The 24,287-nt window shown below is 65.5% G+C and carries 21 protein-coding genes, 1 pseudogene and 1 CRISPR repeat array; of the genes and pseudogenes, 15 read left to right on the top strand and 7 right to left on the bottom strand.

Annotated features, from left to right (window positions below; genetic code table 11):
• Positions 1–148 precede the first annotated feature (148 nt).
• Positions 149–358: pseudogene (locus CCR84_RS05075) on the top strand (transposase domain-containing protein); the annotation flags it as partial.
• A 72-nt stretch (positions 359–430) separates the two neighbouring features.
• Positions 431–1,657: direct repeats of the CRISPR family, unit length 28 nt; unit sequence CTTCACTGCCGCGTAGGCAGCTCAGAAA.
• A gap of 76 nt (positions 1,658–1,733) precedes the next feature.
• On the opposite strand, the gene CCR84_RS05070 reads toward CCR84_RS05075, so the two are convergent.
• Together CCR84_RS05070 and CCR84_RS05065 are read right to left on the bottom strand one after the other, a co-directional pair.
• Positions 1,734–2,072, bottom strand: coding sequence for a nucleotidyltransferase family protein (locus CCR84_RS05070; protein WP_201210281.1), 339 nt, complete (start codon positions 2,070–2,072; stop codon positions 1,734–1,736).
• Positions 2,059–2,490, bottom strand: coding sequence for a nucleotidyltransferase substrate binding protein (locus CCR84_RS05065; RefSeq protein ID WP_201210280.1), 432 nt, complete (start codon positions 2,488–2,490; stop codon positions 2,059–2,061). Before CCR84_RS05065 ends, CCR84_RS05070 begins: the two co-directional genes overlap by 14 nt.
• A gap of 338 nt (positions 2,491–2,828) precedes the next feature.
• Here CCR84_RS05065 and CCR84_RS05060 point away from each other — a divergent pair, with 338 nt between their 5' ends.
• The 6 genes from CCR84_RS05060 (at position 2,829) to CCR84_RS05035 (ending at position 9,782) form a co-directional block, all read left to right on the top strand.
• Positions 2,829–3,104: a type II toxin-antitoxin system Phd/YefM family antitoxin gene (locus CCR84_RS05060; protein WP_201210279.1), complete on the top strand. Its 276-nt coding sequence runs from the start codon at positions 2,829–2,831 to the stop codon at positions 3,102–3,104.
• A complete protein-coding gene (locus tag CCR84_RS05055; RefSeq protein WP_201210278.1) occupies positions 3,104–3,445 on the top strand; it encodes a type II toxin-antitoxin system RelE/ParE family toxin in 342 nt (113 codons plus the stop codon). Before CCR84_RS05060 ends, CCR84_RS05055 begins: the two co-directional genes overlap by 1 nt.
• A 151-nt stretch (positions 3,446–3,596) precedes the next feature.
• Positions 3,597–4,166, top strand: a complete 570-nt coding sequence (gene dcd, locus CCR84_RS05050; RefSeq protein WP_201210277.1) for a dCTP deaminase — start codon at positions 3,597–3,599, stop codon at positions 4,164–4,166.
• A gap of 84 nt (positions 4,167–4,250) precedes the next feature.
• Positions 4,251–6,476: an arginine/lysine/ornithine decarboxylase gene (locus tag CCR84_RS05045; protein ID WP_201210276.1), complete on the top strand. Its 2,226-nt coding sequence runs from the start codon at positions 4,251–4,253 to the stop codon at positions 6,474–6,476.
• Positions 6,477–6,510: 34 nt separating this feature from the next.
• The gene (locus CCR84_RS05040) at positions 6,511–7,359 is read left to right on the top strand and encodes a phosphate/phosphite/phosphonate ABC transporter substrate-binding protein (RefSeq protein ID WP_201210274.1); all 849 of its coding nucleotides are present in this window, start codon (positions 6,511–6,513) and stop codon (positions 7,357–7,359) included.
• Positions 7,356–9,782 carry an ATP-binding protein gene (locus CCR84_RS05035; RefSeq protein ID WP_201210272.1) on the top strand — a complete coding sequence of 809 codons (2,427 nt, stop codon included), beginning with the start codon at positions 7,356–7,358 and terminating at the stop codon, positions 9,780–9,782. Before CCR84_RS05040 ends, CCR84_RS05035 begins: the two co-directional genes overlap by 4 nt.
• 97 nt (positions 9,783–9,879) lie before the next feature.
• On the opposite strand, the gene CCR84_RS05030 is transcribed toward CCR84_RS05035, so the two are convergent.
• The 4 genes from CCR84_RS05030 to yjgA form a co-directional block, all read right to left on the bottom strand.
• A complete protein-coding gene (locus CCR84_RS05030; protein ID WP_338052568.1) occupies positions 9,880–10,422 on the bottom strand; it encodes a dihydrofolate reductase in 543 nt (180 codons plus the stop codon).
• Complete coding sequence (gene pgi, locus CCR84_RS05025; protein ID WP_201210270.1) at positions 10,419–12,041, bottom strand: glucose-6-phosphate isomerase; 1,623 nt, start codon at positions 12,039–12,041, stop codon at positions 10,419–10,421. The genes CCR84_RS05030 and pgi overlap by 4 nt, the downstream gene beginning before the upstream one ends.
• A gap of 180 nt (positions 12,042–12,221) precedes the next feature.
• Positions 12,222–13,214 carry a thymidylate synthase gene (locus CCR84_RS05020; protein WP_201210268.1) on the bottom strand — a complete coding sequence of 331 codons (993 nt, stop codon included), beginning with the start codon at positions 13,212–13,214 and terminating at the stop codon, positions 12,222–12,224.
• Positions 13,215–13,252: 38 nt separating this feature from the next.
• Positions 13,253–13,801, bottom strand: a complete 549-nt coding sequence (yjgA, locus tag CCR84_RS05015) for a ribosome biogenesis factor YjgA (protein ID WP_201210267.1) — start codon at positions 13,799–13,801, stop codon at positions 13,253–13,255.
• A gap of 94 nt (positions 13,802–13,895) precedes the next feature.
• On the opposite strand from yjgA, the gene pmbA reads away from it, so the two are divergent.
• From pmbA to CCR84_RS04985, 6 genes are all read left to right on the top strand, one after another.
• Positions 13,896–15,293 (top strand): metalloprotease PmbA, encoded by a 1,398-nt coding sequence (gene pmbA, locus CCR84_RS05010; protein WP_201210266.1) that lies wholly within the window; start codon positions 13,896–13,898, stop codon positions 15,291–15,293.
• A 318-nt stretch (positions 15,294–15,611) separates the two neighbouring features.
• On the top strand, positions 15,612–16,316 hold the full coding sequence (locus tag CCR84_RS05005) for a histidine phosphatase family protein (RefSeq protein WP_201210265.1): 705 nt from the start codon (positions 15,612–15,614) through the stop codon (positions 16,314–16,316).
• 103 nt (positions 16,317–16,419) lie between these two features.
• Complete coding sequence (gene glyA, locus CCR84_RS05000) at positions 16,420–17,670, top strand: serine hydroxymethyltransferase (protein ID WP_201210264.1); 1,251 nt, start codon at positions 16,420–16,422, stop codon at positions 17,668–17,670.
• A gap of 37 nt (positions 17,671–17,707) precedes the next feature.
• Positions 17,708–18,154, top strand: a complete 447-nt coding sequence (gene nrdR, locus CCR84_RS04995) for a transcriptional regulator NrdR (RefSeq protein WP_201210263.1) — start codon at positions 17,708–17,710, stop codon at positions 18,152–18,154.
• Positions 18,155–18,474: 320 nt separating this feature from the next.
• On the top strand, positions 18,475–19,605 hold the full coding sequence (ribD, locus tag CCR84_RS04990) for a bifunctional diaminohydroxyphosphoribosylaminopyrimidine deaminase/5-amino-6-(5-phosphoribosylamino)uracil reductase RibD (protein WP_242508551.1): 1,131 nt from the start codon (positions 18,475–18,477) through the stop codon (positions 19,603–19,605).
• A 263-nt stretch (positions 19,606–19,868) separates the two neighbouring features.
• Positions 19,869–20,870 carry an LLM class flavin-dependent oxidoreductase gene (locus tag CCR84_RS04985; RefSeq protein WP_201210262.1) on the top strand — a complete coding sequence of 334 codons (1,002 nt, stop codon included), beginning with the start codon at positions 19,869–19,871 and terminating at the stop codon, positions 20,868–20,870.
• Between the two features lie 374 nt (positions 20,871–21,244).
• Here the strand turns inward: CCR84_RS04985 and CCR84_RS04975 are convergent, their stop codons facing one another.
• Positions 21,245–22,744: an RNA-binding domain-containing protein gene (locus tag CCR84_RS04975; protein ID WP_242508550.1), complete on the bottom strand. Its 1,500-nt coding sequence runs from the start codon at positions 22,742–22,744 to the stop codon at positions 21,245–21,247.
• Positions 22,745–23,050: 306 nt separating this feature from the next.
• Here CCR84_RS04975 and CCR84_RS04970 point away from each other — a divergent pair, with 306 nt between their 5' ends.
• Positions 23,051–23,344 carry a type II toxin-antitoxin system TacA family antitoxin gene (locus CCR84_RS04970; protein WP_201210260.1) on the top strand — a complete coding sequence of 98 codons (294 nt, stop codon included), beginning with the start codon at positions 23,051–23,053 and terminating at the stop codon, positions 23,342–23,344.
• The gene (locus tag CCR84_RS04965) at positions 23,341–23,838 is read left to right on the top strand and encodes a GNAT family N-acetyltransferase (protein ID WP_201210258.1); all 498 of its coding nucleotides are present in this window, start codon (positions 23,341–23,343) and stop codon (positions 23,836–23,838) included. The genes CCR84_RS04970 and CCR84_RS04965 overlap by 4 nt, the downstream gene beginning before the upstream one ends.
• Positions 23,839–24,287 lie beyond the last annotated feature (449 nt).

Here is a 24,287-nt window from a genome sequence, read left to right as displayed (position 1 = left end):
CACAGGAAACACCATTTCTTATGAAAGGTATGCCAACGACAGCGAGCGCTGTTGCCGGCGGTAGCTCTGGCCTCCCTGAAGGATGGCGAGCAAGCCTTGCCTAAAAAAAGACCTTGGATAATTGCGTTTATGCAAATGTTTCCATAAACGCAAGGCCTGGCTGTTTGCGGACACCCCGGACGGCGCGCACGCCAGCGCACTGATCTACTCGCTGGTCGAGACCGCCAAAGCCAATGGCCTCGAGCCCTACCTCTGGCTGCGAAACGTCCTGCGCGACCTGCCCGCTGCGACCACCGTCGACCATTACGACGCCCTTCTGCCCTGGAATCAGAAACCAGCGGATTTGACCATGGCGTAGCTCTGCCCGGAAGGGTGGGGTTCATGGATCGGTTACGAAACAGGTGAGCGTCACCATGTACAGACCGCCGCCCTTCACTGCCGCGTAGGCAGCTCAGAAATGCCCGTCGAGCCCTCGGCGGCGAGAGCGGGGCTTCACTGCCGCGTAGGCAGCTCAGAAAGCAGGAAGTACATACAAAACCGAATGTGAAGTCTTCACTGCCGCGTAGGCAGCTCAGAAAATATCGTATGCATTGCCCGATTTCTTCGATTTCTTCACTGCCGCGTAGGCAGCTCAGAAACTTCAAGGGCTGGCCGGTGGCGGCGTTGATGCTTCACTGCCGCGTAGGCAGCTCAGAAACTGGACCTTCTGCAGGGCTCCGCCGATGCCGGCTTCACTGCCGCGTAGGCAGCTCAGAAATTGTCGTCGACGAAGACGGCAACCCGCAGGTCCTTCACTGCCGCGTAGGCAGCTCAGAAATATGCCAAGCGATGACACCGGCGCCGGCCTGCCTTCACTGCCGCGTAGGCAGCTCAGAAAGTCGCCGCCGGCATCGTCGCAAATCAGGTGCCCTTCACTGCCGCGTAGGCAGCTCAGAAATCCTCGTCCTTGAACGACATGATCGCGGTGCGCTTCACTGCCGCGTAGGCAGCTCAGAAAAGCGGCAGCGGCGCGAGCCTGCGCCTGCTGACCTTCACTGCCGCGTAGGCAGCTCAGAAAAGCCCGCCGTGTCGCTCCATCGTCGAAACGTCCTTCACTGCCGCGTAGGCAGCTCAGAAATTGTCCTGCGCGATCAGCGAGCCGACTGCAATCTTCACTGCCGCGTAGGCAGCTCAGAAAATGAGGAAAGCGGCGACGCGTAGGGCGCCAGCCTTCACTGCCGCGTAGGCAGCTCAGAAAGAACCTGGTGCAGCTTGGTGAGGCCATCAGGGCTTCACTGCCGCGTAGGCAGCTCAGAAACCCGCACGAATCGGCCGCTTCAAGGGAGAAATCTTCACTGCCGCGTAGGCAGCTCAGAAATTGAGCGGGTCGAAGCGTTGCGCGATGACGGACTTCACTGCCGCGTAGGCAGCTCAGAAAGTGCGCGCCTACGCGCCGACCCAGCTTATCAACTTCACTGCCGCGTAGGCAGCTCAGAAAGTGCTCGTCCGCCCACCGCTGCTCATACGCCACTTCACGTCCGCGTGGGCAGCTCAGAAATTCAAGCCCGCCGCAGCGATCGCGCTTTCCCACTTCACTGCCGCGTAGGCAGCTCAGAAATTTTCAGCGCGGCTCGCATAGACCCCGTAGGCCTTCACTGCCGCGTAGGCAGCTCATAAACGACGTGCCGCGAGATGCTCGGCCGGCTCTGCCGGTGACTGTCGGCCAGGGTTTTGACGGCCCGACGCGGCCTTCGTCATTCTCCTCGCCGCCCAGCCTGCAGTACCACGTACTCCCGCTCGATCTCGCGCTGAAACGCCGGCGGCAGGCGGGACCAGAGGTGGACTTCGACCAGCATCGGCAGGTGGCTGTCCTGGAGCGCTTGCCGCAACTCGCACCAGCCGGCGACATCGGAGCGCTGCTCGGGCGCGTAGCGCAGCACCAGATCGAGGTCGCTGCCTTCGTGTCCGTTGCCGCTGACCCGGCTTCCGTAGGCCCATACTTCCGCGTCCGGCACGTAGCGCGCGAGCAAGTCGCGCAAGGTGGAGAGGTAGCGCGCCGGCAGGTCGAGCCGCGACAGTTCAAGCTGCGGCATCGAAAATTTCCTTCAGTTTGACGGCGAGCGCCCGCACGTCGGCGAGGTAGTCGGGCAGAAGCTTGAGCGTTTCGTTGGCGAAGCTCTCGCCATAGTCGTGCGCGGTGGTGTTGCGGTTGGCGCGGTAGGCCAGCCAGCGTTCGACCTCGGCCAGCGTCAGCACGCCATGCTTCGCTGCATGGCGCAGGACGTCGTTGAAAACCAGCGCGTCGACACTGCGTGGGTTGCCGCTGTACGCCTTCAGCGCCTTGCGCAAGAGCTTGCCGGCCGTTTCCAGCGACAGCTCGAAACTCTTGATCGCTGCGTTGCGATACAGCTCGAAAATGATGTCTTCGTGCGCCGGGGTTCTTTCGAGCGCGAGCAGAGCCTGTTCCAGCGTGGCTGCAGTGCGCCGCAAGTGATCGATATTCAATGCCATGTTGTGGTCCTCAGGTCTCGCAGCCAAGCCTGCTCGGTCTGCGCTGGATCATCGTAGCAGGTCCAGTCTGCGGGGTGGGCTCGCCGAGACTGATTGCACCGCCCCGTAGGCAACTCAAAGACGTGGGGGTAGTGGAAGCTGCAAGGCTTGAGGAGGCAAAACATCTGTCGGTGACACCGCGCCTCGGAGGGGCAGAAGCGAAGCGCCAAGTGAAGTTTCGGCCAATCGACGGCTGCTTGCCATCATGCGATGTCCACGACTCAAGTCGCTGATCGGCAGTGGCGTGATGCTCTGAAAAAGACTATATTCAGTCTTCTTTTGATCCGCGGGGCAAGGCCATGCGCTATTCGTCTCAAGTCAAACCCATCAGCTACCTCAAGGCCAACGCAGCCGAGGTGCTGAAGCTGTTGTCCGAGCAGCGTGAGCCCATGGTCATCACCCAGAACGGTGAAGCCAAGGCCGTGCTGCAGGACGTCGCGTCCTTCGAGGAAACACAGGAAACCCTGGCCTTGCTGAAAATCCTGGCGCTCGGCAACCAGGATGTGGCAGCGGGCAGGGTCAAGCCGGTGGCCGACGTGGTGGCACGCCTGCGCGCACGGGGAGCGCGCGGCTGATGGCCGGTCGACCCGGCCACTACCAAGTCCTGCTCACTCACGGCGCAGAGCAGGACCTGGCGTCCATCCACGACTACATTGCCGAGTTCGACTGCCTGGCCAATGCCGACTACGTGCTCGACCAATTGCTTGAGGTCGTGGAGGAGTTGGCCCGGTTTCCTGAACGAGGCAGCTACCCGAAGGAGTTGGCTGCGCTGGGAATCAAGGAGTACCGGCAGACGGCGTTCAAACCCTATCGCGTGGTCTATCGCGTCGTCGGCAGCCAGGTCGTCATTTACCTGATCGTCGATGGTCGCCGGGACCTGCAGTCGCTGCTCGCTCGCCGCCTGCTCGGAGCTTGAATCGCAGCAAGCCGTGCTGGGCAGCGCTGGGTACCGCCAAGCCCGGCATCCGGCCCCGGCTCCGACCTTGCGAAAACACTTCCACACCGTCCCCTCGCGGCGCCCGGAAGTCGTACAATGAGCGGTTTTCCGCTTCCGGGTGTTGGCAGTCATGGCAATCAAGTGCGACAAATGGATCCGCCGCATGGTCGAGCAGCAGGGCATGATCGAGCCGTTTGCGCCGGAGCTCGTGCGCGAGGCGAACGGCGAGAAGATCGTCTCCTACGGCACGTCGAGCTACGGCTACGACATCCGCTGCGCCGACGAATTCCGGGTGTTCACCAACATCAACTCGACCATCGTCGATCCGAAGGCCTTCGACCCCCAGTCCTTCGTCGAGGTCTCGGGCAAGGGCTACTGCGTGATCCCGCCGAACTCGTTCGCGCTGGCGCGCACCGTCGAATACTTCCGCATCCCGCGCAACGTACTCACCATCTGTCTGGGCAAGAGCACCTACGCGCGCTGCGGCATCATCGTGAACGTGACCCCGTTCGAGCCCGAATGGGAGGGCTACGTCACGCTCGAATTCTCGAACACGACGCCGCTGCCGGCGAAGATCTACGCGGGCGAGGGCTGCGCGCAGGTGCTCTTCTTCGAGGCCGACGAGGTCTGCGAGACCTCGTACAAGGACCGCGGCGGCAAGTACCAGGGGCAGGTCGGCGTCACCCTGCCCAAGATCTGACGTCTTCAATCTGTAACAGAATCGTCCGAGAATCGTCTTGTCCCGGGACCCGCTACGGCGGGTCTCCGTTTTTGAGGAATTTCCATGCGCTTCCATTTCCCGATCATCATCATCGACGAGGACTTCCGCTCGGAGAACGCCAGCGGCCTCGGCATCCGCGCGCTGGCGCAGGCGCTGGAGGACGAAGGCCTCGAGGTCATCGGCGTCACCAGCTACGGTGACATGACCTCGTTCGCGCAGCAGCAGAGCCGCGCCTCGACCTTCATCCTGTCGATCGACGACGAGGAACTGGCGCTCGAACCCGAGGAGACGCTGGCCGAGCTGCGCGCCTTCGTCAGCGAGATCCGCCACAAGAACGCCGATATCCCGATCTTCCTGCACGGTGAGACGCGCACCAGCCGCCACATCCCGAACGACATCCTGCGCGAGCTGCATGGCTTCATCCACATGCACGAGGACACGCCGGAATTCATCGCGCGCTCGATCAAGCGCGAGGCGAAGGACTACCTCAGCACCTTGCCGCCGCCGTTCTTCCGCGCGCTGGTGCATTACGCCGCCGACGGTTCGTACTCGTGGCACTGTCCGGGCCACTCGGGCGGCGTCGCCTTCCTGAAGTCGCCGGTCGGGCAGATGTTCCACCAGTTCTTCGGCGAGAACCTGCTGCGCGCCGACGTCTGCAACGCGGTCGAGGAACTCGGCCAGCTGCTCGACCACACCGGTGCGGTCGCCGCCTCCGAGCGCAACGCGGCGCGCATCTTCAACGCCGACCATCTCTTCTTCGTCACCAACGGCACCTCGACCTCGAACAAGATCGTCTGGCACTCGGCGGTGGCGCGCGGCGACGTCGTCATCGTCGACCGCAACTGCCACGTTTCCAACCTGCACGCGATCATGATGACCGGCGCGATCCCAGTGTTCCTGATGCCGACGCGCAACAACTTCGGCATCATCGGACCGATCCCGAAGAGCGAGTTCGCCTGGGAGAGCATCCAGAAGAAGATCGAGGCCAACCCCTTCATCACCGACAAGAACGCCAAGCCGCGCGTGCTCACGCTGACCCAGTCGACCTACGACGGCGTGATCTACAACGTCGAGGAAATCAAGGAGATGCTCGACGGCAAGATCGGCACCCTGCATTTCGACGAGGCCTGGCTGCCGCACGCGGCCTTCCACGACTTCTACGGCGACTACCACGCGATCGGCGCCGACCGGCCGCGCTGCAAGGAGTCGATGATCTTCTCGACGCAATCGACGCACAAACTGCTCGCCGGCCTCTCGCAGGCCTCGCAGATCCTCGTCCAGGACGCCGAGAACTGCCAGCTCGACCGCGACGTGTTCAACGAGGCTTACCTGATGCACACCTCGACCTCGCCGCAGTACTCGATCATCGCCTCGTGCGACGTCGCCGCGGCGATGATGGAGGAGCCCGGCGGCACCGCGCTGGTCGAGGAGTCGATCACCGAAGCGCTCGACTTCCGTCGCGCGATGCGCAAGATCGACGAGGAGTGGGGCGCCGACTGGTGGTTCAAGGTGTGGGGACCTGACGACCTGTCCGAGGAAGGCATCGAGGAACGCGAGGCGTGGATGCTGAAGCCGGGTGAGCGCTGGCACGGTTTCAGCGACCTGGCCGAGGGCTTCAACATGCTCGACCCGATCAAGGCGACGATCATCACGCCGGGGCTCGACGTCGACGGCGAGTTCGCCGAGCGCGGCATCCCCGCGGCGATCGTCACCAAGTACCTGGCCGAGCACGGCATCATCGTCGAGAAGTGCGGCATGTACAGCTTCTTCATCATGTTCACGATCGGCATCACCAAGGGCCGCTGGAACACGCTGGTGACCGAGTTGCAGCAGTTCAAGGACGACTACGACAAGAACCAGCCGCTGTGGAAGGTGCTGCCCGAGTTCGTGCAGAAGCACCCGCGCTACGAGCGCGTCGGCCTCAGGGACCTGTGCCGCGACATCCATGCCGTGTACAAGAAGAACGACGTCGCGCGCCTCACCACCGAGATGTACCTGTCGGACATGGTGCCGGCGATGCGTCCGGCCGATGCCTTCGCCAAGATGGCGCACCGCGAGATCGAGCGCGTCGACATCGAGGATCTCGAAGGCCGCATCACCGCGGTGCTGGTCACGCCTTACCCGCCGGGAATCCCGCTGCTGATCCCGGGCGAGCGCTTCAACAGGAAGATCGTCAATTATCTGAAGTTCGCGCGCGAGTTCAACGCGGCTTTCCCGGGCTTCGACACCGACATCCACGGTCTGGTGACCGCCGCAGACGGCAGGTACTATGTAGATTGCGTCAAATAAGCGGGGGGGACAGTATGCGATATACTGTCCCGCCATGAATCTTCGACTCGCTGCCCGCCGTGGCCTGTGGCCCTGGCTTTCCCTGCTGCTCCTGATGGCCTCGTCCGCTCCGCTGCGCGCGAGTCCGCTGGAGTTGAGCGTCGGCATCGTCCCGCAGCAGTCGGCGACTGAACTGGCGCGCGTGTGGATTCCCCTGCTGCAGGAAGCGGCGTCGCGTAGCGGCGTCCGCCTCGTCTTCAGGACCGCGCCGGACATCCCCATGTTCGAGGAGCGCCTCAAGCAGGGCGAGTACGACCTCGCCTACATGAATCCCTACCACTACGTGGTCTTCAGCAAGAGTCCGGGCTACCGGGCGTTCGCCAGGGAGAAGGACCGGCGCCTGGCCGGCATCATCGTTGTCGCCAAAGACTCGCCGGTTACCGACATCAAACAGCTCGCCGGCAAGAGCGTCGCCTTCCCGGCCCCGGCGGCCTTCGCCGCCAGCATCCTGCCGCGCGCCGAGTTCGCCCGACTGGGGGTGCCGATCGAGGCGCGCTACGTTCACTCCCACGACTCGGTCTATCTCGGCGTCGCGCAAGGACTGTTTGCCGCCGGCGGCGGCATCAAGCGCACCTTCGAAGCGATCGACCCGGCAGTCTCGGCGCGCTTGCGCATCCTGTCCACGACGCCGGGCTACGTCCCGCACGCCTTCGCCGCGCACCCGCGCGTCGCTCCCGAAACGGTGGACAAGGTGCTCGTCGCGCTCGCTTCTCTCGGCAAGGACGAGGCGGGACGCAAGACGCTCGCCCCCCTGAGCTTCAAGGGCATCGAGTCCGCCGCCGACCACGAGTGGGACGAGATACGCCGTCTGCGCATCGAGCAGCGCGTGGGTAGCGCGCAGTGAAATTCCGCAGCAAGACGATTCTCGGCATCGCGCTGATCGAAGGCGTCCTGCTCAGCATTCTCGGTCTCTCCGTCCTCGGGCAGTTGCAGTCCTCCTCCGAGGCCGAACTCGAACGGCGGATGGCGACGACGGCGCGCCTCCTGAACGCGAGCGTGCGTGATTCCATGCTGGCCTACGATCTCGCCACTCTCGACAGTGTCACCAGCGATGTGCTCGGCACCGGTGATCTCGCCTACGTGCGTGTCCTCGACGCGCAGCAGCGGCTCCTGGTGCAGCACGGCGTACTGCCGTCGGGCCCGTTCGTCGCCGACCTCAGGGTCGGGGACGTCACCGACGGGGTTTTCGACAGCGAGGTGAAGATCGATGTAGCGGGCCAGTCCGTCGGCAGCATCCAGTTCGGCATCGACATCAGGCCGCTGCAGGGGTTGATCGCCAAGACTCGCAACTGGACCCTGTCGATCGCGCTGGCCGAGATGCTGCTCGTCGCCCTGTTCTCGTTCATTCTCGGCACCTACCTGACGCGCCAGCTCCTCTCGCTGCGCAATGCCAGCCAGACCATCGCCGGAGGCGACCTGTCGCGGGAAGTGGCGGTGATCGGCAACGATGAGATCGCAGAAACGGCCGCAGCCTTCAATCACATGCTCGGCAAGCTGCGCAGCGAGGAAGCGTCCAGGCTGATCCAGGACGCCGAACTGCAGCGGCACCTGGAGGCGCTCAGATCGCTCAGCGACATCGCCGCCTTCCCCGACGTCGATCCGGAGGCGAGCCTGCGCCGTGCGCTGGCGATCGCCGCTCACTACCTGCAAATGGAATACGGAATCATCGGCCGGGTCGAGGCAGGCGAGTTCCGCATCCTCGCGCAGTTCTCGCCCCCGGATACGCTCGCCGACGGGCAGGGATTGCCTCTGTCCGTGACCTATTGCAGCGACACGCTGGCGAAAGGCGACCTGCTCGCCATCGCCGACGCCAGGTCTTCGGTCTACGCCGATCATCCCTGCCTACGCGAGTTCGGGCTGGCCGCCTACCTGGGGATGCCGCTGCGGGTCCGTGGCGAGATGTTCGGCACGCTCAGCTTCTCCTCCACGCGCAGCCGCGCGCGCGACTTCGACAGTGCCGACCGTGAGTTCCTGTACCTCCTGGCACGCTGGACCGAGGTCTTCCTCGACCGGATGCAGGCGACCGACGAGCTGAAACGCAGCGAAGCCTCGCTGCGCCGAGCCAAGGAGGAAGCAGAAGCGGCGAACTGCGCCAAGTCGGCGTTCCTGGCCACCATGAGCCACGAGATCCGCACGCCGCTCAACGGCATCCTCGGCATGGCGCAGGTGCTGCTGCTGCCTGCCTTGAGCGACGGCGACCGCGACCGCTGTGCGCGCACGATCGTCGATTCCGGCCAGACCCTGCTTGCCTTGCTCAACGACATCCTCGACCTGTCGAAGGTCGAGGCGGACAGGATCGAACTCGAATCGGCGGCGTTCGACCCGGCGCAGCTGATGGAGCAGATCAGGATGTTGTTTTCCGAATCGGCCGCCAGCAAGGGCTTGTCCATCGACGCCGCCTGGCATGGCGTCGGTGGACAGCGCTATCTGGGCGACGCGCTACGCCTGCGCCAGATGCTCGCCAATCTGGCCGGCAACGCGGTCAAGTTCACCGAGCGCGGCGCAGTGCGCATCGCCGCCCGCGAGCTGTCGCGCGACGAGCACGCGGCCGTGCTCGAATTTTCGGTCAGCGACACCGGCATCGGCATACCCGCCGACAAGCAGGCGCTGATCTTCGAGCCCTTCACGCAGGCCGACAACTCATCGACACGGCAGTATGGCGGTACCGGTCTCGGCCTCTCGATCCTGCGCCGACTGGCGGCGCTGATGGGCGGCGAGGCCGGCGTCGACAGCGAGCCCGGCGCAGGTTCGCGCTTCTGGTTCCGCGTTCGCGTCGGCCTGCCCGTCGGCGACGAGGAGCGCCTGCCTGACTCCGGGGCAGCACCCGCCGACTGGCAGCAGCCAGCACTGTCCGGGCGCGTGCTGGTGGTCGAGGACAATGGGGTGAACCGCAAGGTGATCGAGCGCATGCTGACCCGGCTCGGTGTCCGGCTCGCGCTGGCCGAGGATGGCCGGCAGGGCGTCGATGTCTTGCTGCGCGGCGAGATCCCCGACCTCGTCCTCATGGACGTGCATATGCCGGTCATGGACGGCTATGCTGCCAGCCGCGCCATCCGGCAGTGGGAGCAGGAGTCCGGACGCCCGCGCCTGCCGATCGTCGCCCTCACCGCCGACGCCTTCGACAGCTCGCGCCAGGAATGCCTGGCTGCGGGCATGGACGACTTCCTCACCAAACCGATCGACGTCAGGGAACTGACGGCGATGCTGCACAGATGGTTGCCGCCCGCGTCAGCGGTGCAGGAGCCCGCGCTGGCGCAGGCGGAGTAAGCCGGCGCCGGAAGAGGCGCGGAGAGGGGCCGGTGAGTTTGTCGGGTTACGCTTCGCTAGCAGTATCTACGTGCAATTATGTCCCCACCGTAATTTGTCAGCGAACGACCCGCTCGTAATCGACGAAGGCGAAGGGCGGTTCGCTGCTGCTGCCCTGGCGGCGCCTGACTTCGCGCCATTCGGACGGATCGAGCGCCGGGAAGAAGGCGTCGCCGTCGGCATCGGCAGCGACTTCGGTGAGGTAGAGGCGCTGCGCCAGCGGCAGGGCCTGGCGATAGAGTTCGGCGCCGCCGATGACGAGGACCTCGTCTGCTGCTGCGCTGGTGGCCGCTTCTTCGTCGCTGCCCACCTTCTCCGGCGCGGCGGCGGCGAGTGCGTCGGCCAGGCTGTGCACGACGATCGCGCCGTCGGCGACGAAAGCGCGGTCGCGGGTGAGGACGACGTTGCGCCGTCCGGGGAGCGGCCGGAAGGCTTCTGGCAGCGATTCCCAAGTGCGCCGGCCCATGATCACCGCCTTGCCGCGCGTCGTCTCGCGGAAGTGGCGCAGGTCTTCCGGCAGGTGCCAGAGCAGCCCGTTGTCGCGACCGATCGCGCCGTTGCGGGCGACGACGGCGATCAGCGCGATCAGCGCGCCGCTCACAGGCGCCGCTCGCGCAGGGCGCGGCAATGCTCGATCAGCCCCGCCGTCGAGGTGTCGCAGCCCTCGGGCAGCGTGCCGCTGCCTTCGATCGCCGGCAACAGGCGCAGCGCCAGCTTCTTGCCGAGTTCGACGCCCCACTGGTCGAAGGAGTTGATTCCCCAGATCACGCCCTGGACCAGCGTCTTGTGTTCGAAGGCGGCGATCAGCATGCCGAGATGGTAGGGGTCGAGTCGTGGCAGCACGAAGGTCGACGACGGCTGGTTGCCGGGGCAGCGGCGGTAAGCCGGTTCGGCGTCCGGGTTGCCGAAGGCCAGCGCCTCGGACTGCGCGAAGCAGTTGGCGAGCAGCTTCTCGTGGTGGCCGCGCAGGGGGTAGTCGCTTTCGGCCACGGCGATGAAATCGACCGGCAGCAGGCGCCCGCCCTGGTGCAGCAACTGGAACCAGGCGTGCTGCGCGTTGGTGCCCGCGTTGCCCCACAGCACCGGCGCAGCCGGGCGCGCCAGAGGCTGGCCGTCGCGACCGATGCTCTTGCCGTTGCTCTCCATCTCCAGTTGTTGGAGGTAATCGGGCAGGAGGCGCAGCGACTGGCTGTAGGGGACCAGCGCGTAGGCACCGGCGCCGCGGATGCTGCTGTTCCAGATGCCGATCAGCGCCATCAGGATCGGCAGGTTGGCGTGCGGAGGTGCCGTCCGGAAGTGTTCGTCCATGTCGGCGGCGCCGGCGAGCAGGCGTTCGAAGCCGTCCATGCCGATCGCCAGCGCCAGCGGCAGGCCAACCGCCGACCACAGCGAGAAGCGGCCGCCGACCCAGTCGGCGAAGCCGAAGATCATCTGCGGATGGATGCCGAACTTGATCGCCGTCTCCGGCGCGGCGGTGACGGCGACGAACTGCTTGGCCAGCGCCATCTGCCGTTCGTTGGGCTTGCTGCCGTCGGGGTCGACGTGGGCCACCAGCCATTCGCGCGCGGTGGTCGCGTTGGTCAGCGTCTCGATCGTGGTGAAGGTCTTGCTGGCGATGATGAACAGCGTCGTGCGCGGGTCGAGCGCTTCGAGCGTCGGCGCGATGTCGGCGCCGTCGAGGTTGGCGACGTACTTGACCGTGAGCGTCGGGTGGCCGATCGCACCGAGCGCCTCGGTGAGCATCCGCGGTCCCAGGTCGGAGCCGCCGATGCCGAGATTGACGACGGTGCGGATTGGCTCGCCGCCGTAGCCGCGCCATTTGCCGCTGCGTACCGATTCGCAGAATTCCCGCATGCAGGCGCGCGTCTCCAGCATTTCCGGGATGATATTGACGCCATTCACGAAGATCGGGTGCGGATCGCGCCGGCGCAGTGCGGTATGCAGCACCGCGCGCCCTTCGCTCTCGTTGATCGCCGCGCCGATGAACATGCGTTCGCGCCAGCCGCTGACGTCGGCAGCCTGCGCCAGGTCGAGCAGGCGGGCGAGGGTCTCGTCGGTCAGCCACTGTTTCGAGTAGTCGAACATCAGGTCGCCGACGCGCAGCGACAGGCGCGGAAAGCGATTGGCGTCGGCATCGAACAGGCTGCGCAGCGTCTGCCCGCTCAAGGTTTTGGCGTGGTCGTCGAGGGCTTGCCAGGCGTGGGAGAGGTTCAGGGTCATGGTGGGAGCGGCGCAGTGCCGTGCGGTGAGGTTGTGGGTCTTCGCGCGAAGGGTTTTCGACTGCAAGGGAAGAACTGGCAACTTTACCCGACTTGGGTTTCAGACCGATTATACGGCGCTGCGTCGGGCTGCTCCACGCCGTAAATTACGGGGACGCCAATTGTGGGGTCCCCGCAATTTTTACACCGCCATCGGCGCCGTCAGCGGCGCGTGGTGCTGGTAGCCCTCCAGCCGGAAATCGGCGGGCTCGACCTGCTCCAGCCACTCGGGTTCGTACTTGCCGGTCAGCGCGTAGTCCGGGATGCGCTCGGAGAGGACCAGCCGCGGCGCGGGGAAGGGCTCGCGCTGCAGCTGTTCGCGCAGCATGTCGACGTGATTCTCGTAGATGTGCGCATCGCCGATGAAATAGGTGAACCAGCGCGGCTTGTACCCGGTCAGGCGGCCGACGAGGTGCAGCAGCGCGGCGCCTTCGGTGAGGTTGAAGGGGGTGCCGAGGCCGACGTCGTTCGAGCGGATGTAGAGGCAGAGCGAGATCTCGCCCTTCTCGCGGCTGACCAGGAACTGGTAGAGCAGGTGGCAGGGCGGCAGCGCCATTTCCTCGAGTTGCGCCCAGTTCCAGCCGTGGAAGAGGATGCGCCGGCTGTCCGGGTCCGTGATGATCGTGTCCAAGCACTGGCGCAGCTGGTCGATCGGCTTGTAGAGCAGGGCCTGGCTGCCCGTCTGCCGGCCCGCGTCGTCGGCGAGCTGGCCGATCAGGCGGTAGCCGCGCGCCTCGGCGTCGGCGATCTGCGCGGCACTGTGCGCATCCCCCAGGTCGATCAGCTTGTAGGCCGGCCACTGGCGCCACTGGACGCCATAGACCGGACCCAGGTCGTCCTCACGCAGGCGGTACGGGTTGGCCAGCCACTGCGCGTTTTCGTTGGCGTTCTGGTCCCAGACCTTGCAGCCCAGTTGCCGGAACTCGGCGGCGCTGCGGTAGCCGCGCAGGAAGCCGACCAGTTCGCCGATGGCAGATTTGAAGGCGAGCTTCTTGGTGGTGACTGCCGGGAATCCCTGCTGGAGGTCGAACTTCATCATCGCGCCGGGGATGCTGCGCGTGCGGATGCCGGTACGGTTGTCCTGCCAGGAGCCGTGCTCGAAGATTTCCTGTACGAGCGAGAGGTACTGTTTCATCTGTCCATCCTGCCGGCGGCGGCAGCGCCGCCGGCGCTTCAGTCTTCGGTCGGGGTGTCTGCGGTGGCTGTCGTCGGCTCGCCGGCGAGTTCGCGCAGGACGCGGAAGATCTCGCGGTAACTGCGCGGCGGTTTGCCGGCTTCGCGTTCCTTGAGCGCCGAGCGGCGCAGTGCACGCAGGTGCTGCAGGTCGGCGCCCGGGTACTCGCTGGCGATCTCGCCGAGCGCGCGTTCGTCGGCGAGGATCGCCTCGCGCAGCCGTTCGAGCCTGTGCATGTGCGCGGTCGCCGCGGCCGAGTCGCCACGCACGTCGGCGAGCAGCGCGCGGATCGGCTCGGGGTCGATGTCGCGCATCAGGCGGCCGATGTACTGCATCTGCCGGCGCTTGGCCTCGTCCTGCCGCGTCATCTTCTGCACGTCGCGGATGGCGACGAACAGGTTTTCGGGCAGGTCGAGCTTCTTCAGGCGATCGACGGAGAGTGCGGCAAGTTCTTCGCCGAGCGACTGCAGCTCGTTCATCGCTTGCTTGCGGCGGGTTTTCGAGAGCGGGATTTCGCTGTCGACTTCGGGGGCGGCGGCTTTGCGCATGGGGCGGGAGGGTTCGAAACGGGAGGATGCGGTGGCAAGGGCCTTGCGGCGGGCCTGTTATGATAGCGACTTTCCACGTTCGCTGCCCCGACCCATGCCTCGTTCTGCTGCCGCCGTTCCGTCCTCTCCGTCCGCCGCTGAAGCTGCCGGCGCGGCCCCCGCGCATTTCGCGCATCGCTTCGAAACCCTGCAGCAACTGGCCAGCGACGCGCTCGCGCACGCCAAGGCGAAGGGCGCCAGTGCCTGCGAGGTCGAGGCCTCGGAAGGTTTCGGCCAGTCGGTGACGGTGCGCCGCGGCGAGGTCGAGACGATCGAGTACAACCGCGACAAGGGGGTCAGCGTCACGGTCTTCCTCGGCAAGAGCCGCGGTTCGGCGAGCACTTCCGACTTTTCGGCCGAGGCGCTGAAGCAGGCGGTCGAGGCCGCGCTCGACATCGCGCGCTTCACCGCCGCCGACGAGTATTCCGGCCTGCCCGACGCCGAACTCCTGGCCAGCGGCGACTTCGACCTCGACCTTTACCATCCGTGGGCGCTGCCGGTCGAAGTGGCGATCGAGCAGGCCAGGCGCTGCGAGGACGCGGCCTTCGCCGTCAGCAGGAAGATCAGCAACTCCGAAGGTGCCAGCGTGTCCACCCAGGAAGGACAGTTTGTCCTCGCCAACAGCCTCGGCTTCATGGGCGGCTTCCCGACCTCGCGCCATTCGCTGTCGCTGTCGGTGATCGCCGGCAAGGGCAATTCGATGCAGCGCGACGACTGGTACTCGCAGCAGCGCGATGCACGCCTGCTCGCCTCGCCCGAGGAGATCGGCAGCATCGCCGCGCAGCGCGCGCTGTCGCGGCTCGGCGCCAGGCGCATCCCGACCTGCTCGGCACCGGTGCTGTTCGAGGCCCCGGTTGCCGCCTCGCTCTTGAACAGCTTCGTCTATGCGGCGAGCGGCAGCAGCCTCTACCGGCGCGCTTCCTTCCTGCTCGACCGGCTCGGCAAACGCGTCTTCTCGAAGAAGGTGAACATCAGCGAGTTGCCACACCTGCGCGGCGCGCTGGCGAGTTCGCCCTTCGACAACGAGGGAGTCGCCACGCATGATCGCGAACTGGTCGTCGACGGCGTCCTGCAGGGTTGGTTCCTCAGCAGCTACTCGGCGCGCAAGCTCGGGTTGAAGACCACCGGCAACGCCGGCGGTAGCCACAACCTGATCGTCAAGCCGGGCAAGCGCGACTTCAAGGGCCTGCTACGCAAGATGGACCGCGGCCTGGTCGTCACCGAACTGCTCGGGCAGGGGATCAACTACGTCACCGGCGACTACTCGCGCGGTGCCGCCGGCTACTGGGTCGAGGACGGCAAGATCGTGCATCCGGTCGACGAGATCACCATCGCCGGCAACCTCGCCGACATGTTCCGCAACATCGCCGCGGTCGGCAACGACGTCGTCGTGCGCGGTTCGAAGCACGTCGGCTCGATCCTCGTCGAAGAAATGAAGATCGCCGGCGACTGAGTACAACTGCGCCCGGCCGCGACCACGCTGGCGGCTGTTGCCGTGGGCGGGCCGAGAGGCCCGCATCCAGCCTGCGTGCATTCAAGCGTGAAACCTCCTTTCAGCCACGAAAAACACGAAAGCCACGAAACAAGACTAGAGGTTGCTCTTGTTCGCTGTACGCCCTGCCGGGTCATTCGGGGGCAGCACCGGATCCCATGAACGATTTCGTGTGTTTTCGTGTCTTTCGTGGCCATAGCTTCTTCCAGGTCCAACGAGTACTTCTCAGAGCGCCGCTCCCTGATTTCCTCTCCGTCATCAGCTTTTTTCAGAGTCATCATGTGTCCCTTTCAATCCGTTCCGCCGCTCGTGTCCCAGGAAACGCCGACGGCAAGCAAGGCGGCGCCCGGCGCGACGCGCATCTGTCTCGTCCGCCACGGTGAAACCGACTGGAACGCCGCTGGCCGTCTGCAGGGGCACATCGACATCGAACTCAACGAGGCCGGGCACGCGCAGGCGAGGGCGCTTGCGCGCCGCCTCGCCGGCGAGCGTTTCGCCGCGATCTACAGCAGCGATCTGACGCGTGCGCGGCAGACGGCGACGGCCATCGCCGCCGCCCTGGGCCAGGAAGTGCGCCTGCTCGCCGACCTGCGCGAGCGTCGCTTCGGAATTTTCGAGGGGATGACGCGCAGCGAGGCCCGCGAGCGCCATCCGCAGGAGTACGGCGCGGTCGAGCGGCGGCAACCCGACGCGCTGCCGCCGGGGAACGGCGAGAGCCTCGCGCAGCACGCGCAGCGGGTGAGCGCGGCGCTGCAGCGCCTGGCCTGCACGCACGCCGGCGAGTCGCTGCTGCTCGTCACCCACGGCGGCGTGCTCGACATCGTCAATCGCTGGGTGCGCTCGTCGCCGCTCGAGGTACCGCGCGACTTCACGATTCCCAACGCCGCGATCAACTGGATCAGCCACGATGCTGCCGGCTGGCGGATCGAGTGCTGGTCCGATTCTGCCCACCTCGCCAGCGACGGGCTCGACGAACTGCGTTAGGCGGCCGGCCTGCGGCGGCCTTTTCCAGCCGGGGGACTGCATCAATCATGCTGTCCCCCCATGGTACAATCGTGGCCTTTTTCAAGGGCTTGAGAGGCACACGATGTTTTCCGCAAAAGACACGCTGGCGAAGGTTGACCCCGAACTGTGGCAGGCGATCGAGGCTGAGAATCTCCGTCAGGAGGAGCACATCGAGCTGATCGCCTCCGAGAACTACGTCAGCGCCGCCGTCATGGAGGCGCAGGGCTCGCAACTGACCAACAAGTACGCCGAAGGCTACCCCGGCAAGCGCTACTACGGCGGCTGCGAGCACGTCGACGTCGTCGAGCAACTGGCGATCGACCGGCTGAAGAAGCTGTTCGGCGCCGAAGCCGCCAACGTGCAGCCGAACTCCGGTTCGCAGGCCAACCAGGCGGTGCTGATGGCCTTCGCCAAGCCGGGCGACACCATCCTCGGCATGAGCCTCGCCGAAGGCGGCCACCTGACGCACGGCATGGCGCTCAACATGTCCGGCAAGTGGTTCAAGGCAGTGGCCTACGGTCTCAACGCCAAGGAAGAGATCGACTACGAGCAGGTCGAAGCGCTGGCGCGTGAACACAAGCCGCGCATCATCATCGCTGGCGCCTCCGCCTACGCGCTGCGCATCGACTTCGAGCGTTTCGCCAAGATCGCCAAGGAAGTCGGCGCGATCCTCTGGGTCGACATGGCGCACTACGCCGGCCTGATCGCCGCCGGCTGCTACCCGAACCCGGTGCCGTTCGCCGACGTCGTCACCTCGACCACGCACAAGACGCTGCGCGGCCCGCGCGGCGGCATCATCCTGATGAAGGCCGAGCACGAGAAGGCGCTCAATTCGGCGATCTTCCCGGGAATCCAGGGCGGCCCGCTGATGCACGTGATCGCCGGCAAGGCTGCCGCCTTCAAGGAAGCGGCGACGCCGCAGTTCCGCCACTACCAGGAGCAGGTCATCGCCAACGCGCGTGTCATGTCGCGCGTGCTGTCCGAGGAACGCGGCCTGCGCATCGTCTCCGGTCACACCGAGTCGCACGTCTTCCTGGTCGACCTGCGCGCCAAGAACATCACCGGCAAGGAAGCCGAAGCCGCACTCGGTCGCGCGCACATCACGGTCAACAAGAACGCGATCCCGAACGACCCGCAGAAGCCTTTCGTCACCTCGGGCATCCGCATCGGCTCGCCGGCGATGACCACGCGCGGCTTCACCGAGATCGAGGCCGAGCAAATCGCGCACCTGATCGCCGACGTGCTCGACGCGCCGAACGACGAGGCCGTGCTTGAGCGCGTCCGCGGCGAGGTCGCGGCGCTGTGCCGCAAGTTCCCGGTCTACGGCGCCTGATGTCCGAGGCGCGCTTCGGGGCAGGGCAGGCAAGCGCATGAAGTGCCCGTTCTGTGGTGCCGACGAGACCACCGTCCTCGACACGCGCATCAACGAGGACGGCGACATCGTCCGTCGCCGTCGTCGTTGCCTCTCCTGCGACAAGCGTTTCACCACCTACGAGCGCGCCGAAATCCGCCTGCCGCAGGTGGTGAAGAAGAACGGTTCGCGCGTCGATTACAGCCGCGACAAGCTCTCCGCCAGCCTCTGGCTGGCGCTGCGCAAGCGCCCGGTGACTGCCGAGGCAGTCGAGGCAGCGATCACGCGTATCGAGGAAAAGCTCCTCGCCCTCGGCGAGCGCGAACTGCCCTCGGAAAAGATCGGCGAGATGGTCATGCGCGAGCTGAAGAAGCTCGACAAGGTCGCCTACGTCCGCTTCGCCTCGGTCTACCGCAACTTCGAGGACGTCGACGAGTTCTCCGACGTGATCCGCGAGGTTCGCTGACGTTCATGGCGAGTTGCGCCACCCCGGAGCACGCAACGCGCCCATTCGCTCCATTCCCGTCATTGCGCGGCGCGCAGCGCCGTGGCAATCCGGTTCGTTCTTCCATTTTTGCGGCCCTCCCTGCTAGCGACGGGCCGTCTGACATCAGTCCTGGGCACTGGATCGCCACGCCCTGCGGGCTCGCGATGACGGGCTGCTGCTTCGGTCAGCGCCTTTGCTTCGGCCTTGCGCAGTTTCCGCCAAGCGCCGCTACCGTGCCCACGCGGCGTAGGGCGGCCGGCGAATGAACGTGGCGTCTGCGCGCTTTTCCATGTCTGCCCATGTCCCCAAGTCCCGTTTCCTTCACCGCCGCCGACCATGAGTTCATGGCGCGAGCGCTCGAGCTCGCCGCGCGCGGGCTGCACACGACGACGCCGAATCCGCGCGTCGGCTGCGTCATCGTCCGCGACGGGCGGATCGTCGGCGAAGGCTGGCACGAGCGTGCCGGCGAGCCACATGCCGAGGTGCATGCGCTGCGCGCAGCCGGCGCCGCGGCGCGTGGTGCCGACGTCTATGTCACCCTCGAACCCTGCGCGCACCACGGGCGCACGCCGCCCTGCGCCGACGCGCTGATCGCCGGCGGTGTGCGCCGCGTCGTCGCCGCGATGGGCGACCCCGACCCGCGCACCGACGGCGGCGGCCTCGAAAAGCTGCGCGCCGCCGGGATCGAGGTCGCCTGCGGCCTGCTCGAAGCCGAGGCGCGCGAACTCAACATCGGTTTCGTCTCGCGCCTCTCGCGCGGCCGGCCCTGGCTGCGCGCCAAGATCGCCGCCAGCCTCGACGGGCGCACCGCGCTCGCCGACGGGCAGAGCCAGTGGATCACCGGGCCCGAGGCGCGCGCCGACGGCCAGCGCTGGCGCGCGCGCGCCTGCGCGATCCTCTCCGGCAGCGGAACCGTCCTCGCCGACGACCCGCAGCTGAACGTCCGCCTCGGCGCAGTGGAGGGCGGCGCAGCGCGCCAGCCGCTCAAGGTGATCGTCGACAGCGCGTTGCAGACGCCGCCGGGCGCGCGACTGTTCGACAGCGGCATCACGCTGATCGCCTGCGCCGAAGCCGATCCCGCGCGTGCCGCGGCGCTCGCCGCTCGCGGTGCCGAAATCCTCGCACTGCCCGCTGCCGACGGCCGTGTTGACCTGCCGGCGCTGCTCGCCGAACTGGCGCGGCGCGGCATCAACGAAGTCCATGTCGAAGCCGGCCGCGTGCTCACCGGCGCGCTGATCGCCGCCGGCCTGGTCGACGAACTACTGATTTACCTCGCCCCCTGCCTGCTCGGCGATTCCGCGCGTGGCATGTTCGCGCTGCCGCCGCTCGCTTCCCTGGCGCAGCGCCAGATGCTCGCGATCCGCGACCTGCGCAGCGTCGGCAGCGACATCCGCGTCATCGCCCGCTGCGTCGCGGCTGCGGCGAGCTGAACGGGCTGGCGCCCACCCCGCGCGACGATCTTTGCAGCCTGAAACCTCTTTTCAGCCACGAAAAACACGAAATCCACGAAATAAAACATGAGCTTCTGGTGGTCTGGCGGCCGGGCCGATGGCTGCCGTGTGCCCAGCCGCGAACCACGAATGATTTCGTGTTTTTTTCGTGCATTTCGTGGCCAACTGCTTCTTTCAGGTTGAACCTCGCGCCGGATCGAGGGTCTTGACAGCTTCTTCACTGACTTCCCGCTCGGCTCACCATGAACAAACTCGAAAACCTCAAGCTCTCGATGCTCGACCTCGTTGCGCTGCGCCAGGGCGGAACGGTCGCCCAGGCGCTCGCCATCGCCACGAGGACCGCGCAGCACGTCGAGGCGCTGGGATTCAAGCGCTACTGGATCGCCGAGCATCACAACAACCCGGGCCTCGCCAGTTCGGCCACCGCGGTGCTGGTCGGCCACATCGCCGGCGCGACGCAGCGCATCCGCGTCGGCTCCGGCGGCATCATGCTGCCCAATCACCCGCCGCTGGTGGTCGCCGAAGCCTTCGGTACGCTCGCCGAACTCCACCCGGGGCGGATCGACCTCGGCCTCGGCCGCGCACCCGGCACCGACCGCGTCGCCATGCGTGCCCTGCGCCGCGACCGCATCGAGCAGGAGAGCGACTTCCCGCGCGACGTGCTCGAACTGCAGGCGCTGCTCGCCCCCGCGCAGCCAGGACAGGCACTGGTCGCCACGCCCGGTGCCGGCACCCGGGTGCCGATCTGGCTGCTCGGATCGAGCCTCTTCTCGGCGCGGCTTGCCGCCGAACTCGGCCTGCCCTACGCCTTCGCCTCGCACTTCGCGCCGCGCATGCTGCTGCAGGCGATCGAGGTCTATCGCAAGCTGTTCCGCCCTTCCGACGTGCTCGACCAGCCCTACGTGATGATCGGCGTACCGGTGATCGCCGCGCCGAGCGACGACGAAGCGCAATACCTCGCCAGCAGCGCCTACCAGCGCGTCTTGAACATGCTGCACGGCCAGCGGCAGCCGCTGCCGCCCCCGGTCGAAGGCCTGCTGCGCGGGCTGCGGCCGAACGAACTTGCGGGCATCGACGACTTCCTCGGCGCGGCGGTGATCGGTGGACCGGAGACGGTGCGCGCCGGCTTCAGCGCACTGCTCGAAGCCACCGGCGCCGACGAGTTCATCCTGGTCAGCGACGTGTACGACCCGGACCTGCGCCTGCGCTCGCTCAGCATCGCCGCGGAGGCATGCGGCGGCTGAAGCGGCAGGGCAAGCAGAGCTTGGGGGCAGCTCTCGCATCGTTGCTCGATTGTCGGATGCAACGATGGGAGAACTGACCTCATGAGTGGCATGAGACCGATAACCATGAGATGTGCCTCAACTCTGCTGACGTGATGCTCGTCCATCCATCGAAAGAACTGCGGCCCATTCCTGCCACTACGTCCTCTCCTGCTGACCCACTCGAAGATTCCGGTGCTGGTCGTCCGCTGAGGGATTCTGCCGAGGTTATCTACCCGCGCCCCGATCAGCCGGTCGCGTAGACGGAGGGCAGGAACCTCAGCCACGGAGTCGGCATGGAGCGGGCTCAGTGCCGTATCACCGCCGAACTGAAAGCGGTGTAAACCTGACATGCGTCATGACTGTGAATTTCCTTGCATTGCCTGAAGCAGTCGCTGACCCGCCTCGGTCAGCCGGTATTTCTGCAGGCGGCTGTTGGGGGTTTGCGGGCGGGTCATGGCAAGCAAGCCCGCATCCAGCAGGTGGCGGATTTGCTTGTGCAATTCGCCCGACACACTTTGGTGCCCCAGTCGGCGGGCCAGTTCCTGCTTGCCCAGTTCGGCCTGCTCGATCAACAGCAATATTTTTGCCGCGAGCCGTGACTCTAGCCGTGACTCTAGCCGTGACTCTAGCCGTGACTCTAGCTGCGCAGGCTCGGTTGAGCCTGTGACGGGCCCGACTTGCCCGGAATCCGTGATGTCCTTCGTGACTGGGCGCTTGATGACGGCACTGAATTGGTTGCCGCTGGGGTCATCGTTCAGGTCGATATGGGGCCATGCCTGCAGCGCGCGGGGGATGCCGCTGCCCAGACCACGGTACGGCAGCAGGTGCAGGGCGTGCTCGGTGAGGGTGGGATTGCGCCGGTTGGTGCGGCCTTGGCGGATAGCTTCGATGCTCAGGCTGTCGGGCAGGTGGCCGGGGCTGATGATTTCGATACGGTCGGTAAATACCAGGATCCGAATGGAGGCACTGGTGAAGTAATCGCGATGAATCAGGGCATTGACCAATAGCTCCTGCAAGGCGACTTCGGGCACTTCCAGAACGCCGAGCGTATTGAACCCTTGGTCACCTTGTACGCGGTGCAGGTTGCGTTTGATGAAGGCGAGCGCTTCGATGTATTGGGTGGCGAGGGCGCCGCTGATGTCCTGGCTGTCCAGGTAGCGGCTGTCGGCAATGCTGGTGCCGGGAAAGGCTACGGCTTTGATCGAAAAAGCTGGCCGCCAGCGCTGAGGGTTACGGCCAAACAGCATGAGCGCGGCGAGGTTAAGTTCGCGCCCATCGCCCAGCCCCAAGTTTTGCAGAACTGCGTCCAAAGGCAGCTCGGCGTAGGGGCTGCTTGCGCCGTAGCGCTGTTCGAAATAGCGGTGAAAGGCTGTCTCGTCCAGGTCCGCGCTGGAGGTGTTGGCAACGGGAACTACATCCGCATACACCAGCCCCGCGCGCTGGAACATGCGCTGCATTTCTTCCCGAGCCGTGACATGGCGTTTGTCGGCGCCTTGCTTGACCCAGATCCGACCTTGGTGGTCGAGATAAGGCTTTGCCAGCCCGTCTGGAATGCTCACCACAACCACCAGCCCGTGCTGGGTGCGGACGTTTTCGGTGAGCGGGTGCACCGGTGGGCGCAAGTGCTGGGAGGCCGCATTGCTCAGCAACTGATTGATCCGGCGAACTTCGGCCGCATCCAGGCCGGCAATCGAGCCGTCATCATCGACGCCGATAAACAAGGTGCCGCCGCCGCTGTTGGAAAAAGCCACAAGTTCGGACGCCAGGGCATCAGGGTGCGTGACGGTGCGCTTGAATTGGTGGCGGCTGTCTTCGCCCAAGGCGATTTGCTGTAAGAGTTCGGTTTCAGTCATGCCTTTATTGCTCATAAGCACTTAAGCCCGAAATTTCGTGGCCTTGGGCGAGCAGGCCTCCGCACTCGGATGGCATGCGCCACCATGAGCAGTAACCTATGATTTGCCGTGGTTCTCTTCGAGCGTCGGGAGTGTAACTCTTTCTCCGGAGAAGCTTGGGGGTGTCCACCAGGCTTGGGGGCAGGTCTCGAATTGTTTCATTGATTGCCGGATGCAACAATGCGAGACCTGACCCTATGAGTGCTAGGCGATGTGCGTCAATTGTACTAACATCGTATTGGTCAATCGAACAAAAGAGCTGCACCCATGCCTGCCCTTGCATCTTCTCCTGCTTCCCGGTCGGCCCGCTTGGGCCTGCGCGCCACTCCCGAACAGGAGGCCGTGTTGCGCCGCGCGGCCGAAGTCGCGCACAAATCCCTGACCGATTTCATCCTCGACAGCGCCTGTCTGGCCGCCGAGCAGACCTTGCTCGACCAGCGCCTGTTCATGGTCTCCGGGCAGCAGTACCAGGACCTGCTCGATCTGCTTGAGCAGCCGGAACAGCCCAACGAGGGGCTGCGCGATCTGTTCTCGCGCAGAGCTCCTTGGGATGCTCAGTGAGTTTGCGCGGGCCCGAGGCCCTGGCCGCGCAGCATCTGCTGGAAGGGTTCGATTGCGGCAAGCCGGCCCTGAACGACTGGCTGCTGCGTCACGCCCGGCAAGCGCAGGGCAGTGGATCGGCGAAGACCTTCGTCGTCGCTGACGATGGTCGGGTGGCCGGCTACTTCAGTCTGACCGTCGGCCAGATCGATACACTGGATGCGCCCGAGCGCATCCGCAAAGGGATGGGACAGTACCCGCTGCCAGTCGTGATCCTGGCACGGCTGGCGGTGTCGCAGCAGGACCAGAGGCGCGGCGTCGGCTTCGGCCTGCTGCAGGACGCCATCCGCCGCACCCTGCTGATTGCCGAGCAGGCCGGCATCCGGGCGATGCTGACTCACCCGATCGACGAGGATGCGGCGAAGTTCTATACCCGATTCGGCTTCATCGCCTCGCCCTTGCGCGAGCAGCAATTGCTGTTGCTCCTCAAGGACGCCCGTTGCTGGGTACGCTGAACGGGCCAGCCGATCAGCGAAGCTTGGACCCGGTTCCCGCATCGTTGCATTGATTGCCCGATGCAACAATGCGCGACCTGACCCCATGAGCATTTACTGGTGGCGGGAGAAACAGAGCGTCATGGCGAAGGCCCTGGTGCGGCGGACCTCGCCGGCCGGCTGCACGAGACCGGACCTGACACCATGCTGACCCCATGCATGGTGACCCCATGATGTGTGAGGGGCATTAGAACTCATTCTCGGCTAGGCCGAACGTTTGCATGTTGCCGTTAGGGAAACGCTGAATAAAGCGCCAATCTGAGCCGGTGAGCCTCGCAAATTTCGCGATTGCCTATTTTTTAAGCAAATTATCGGTCAATTTTCCGATTTTTCCCCCTGAATCCGTGCTTTTCAGCCCTTTTTCGCCCCATTTCCCGCGCTCAGGACGCAATTTGCCCGTCGAGCGCCAT

Origin of the sequence: Rhodocyclus purpureus (genome assembly GCF_016653115.1) — a bacterium.
GTDB classification, from domain to species: domain Bacteria; phylum Pseudomonadota; class Gammaproteobacteria; order Burkholderiales; family Rhodocyclaceae; genus Rhodocyclus; species Rhodocyclus purpureus.
This window is presented reverse-complemented; position numbering and strand designations above follow the sequence as displayed.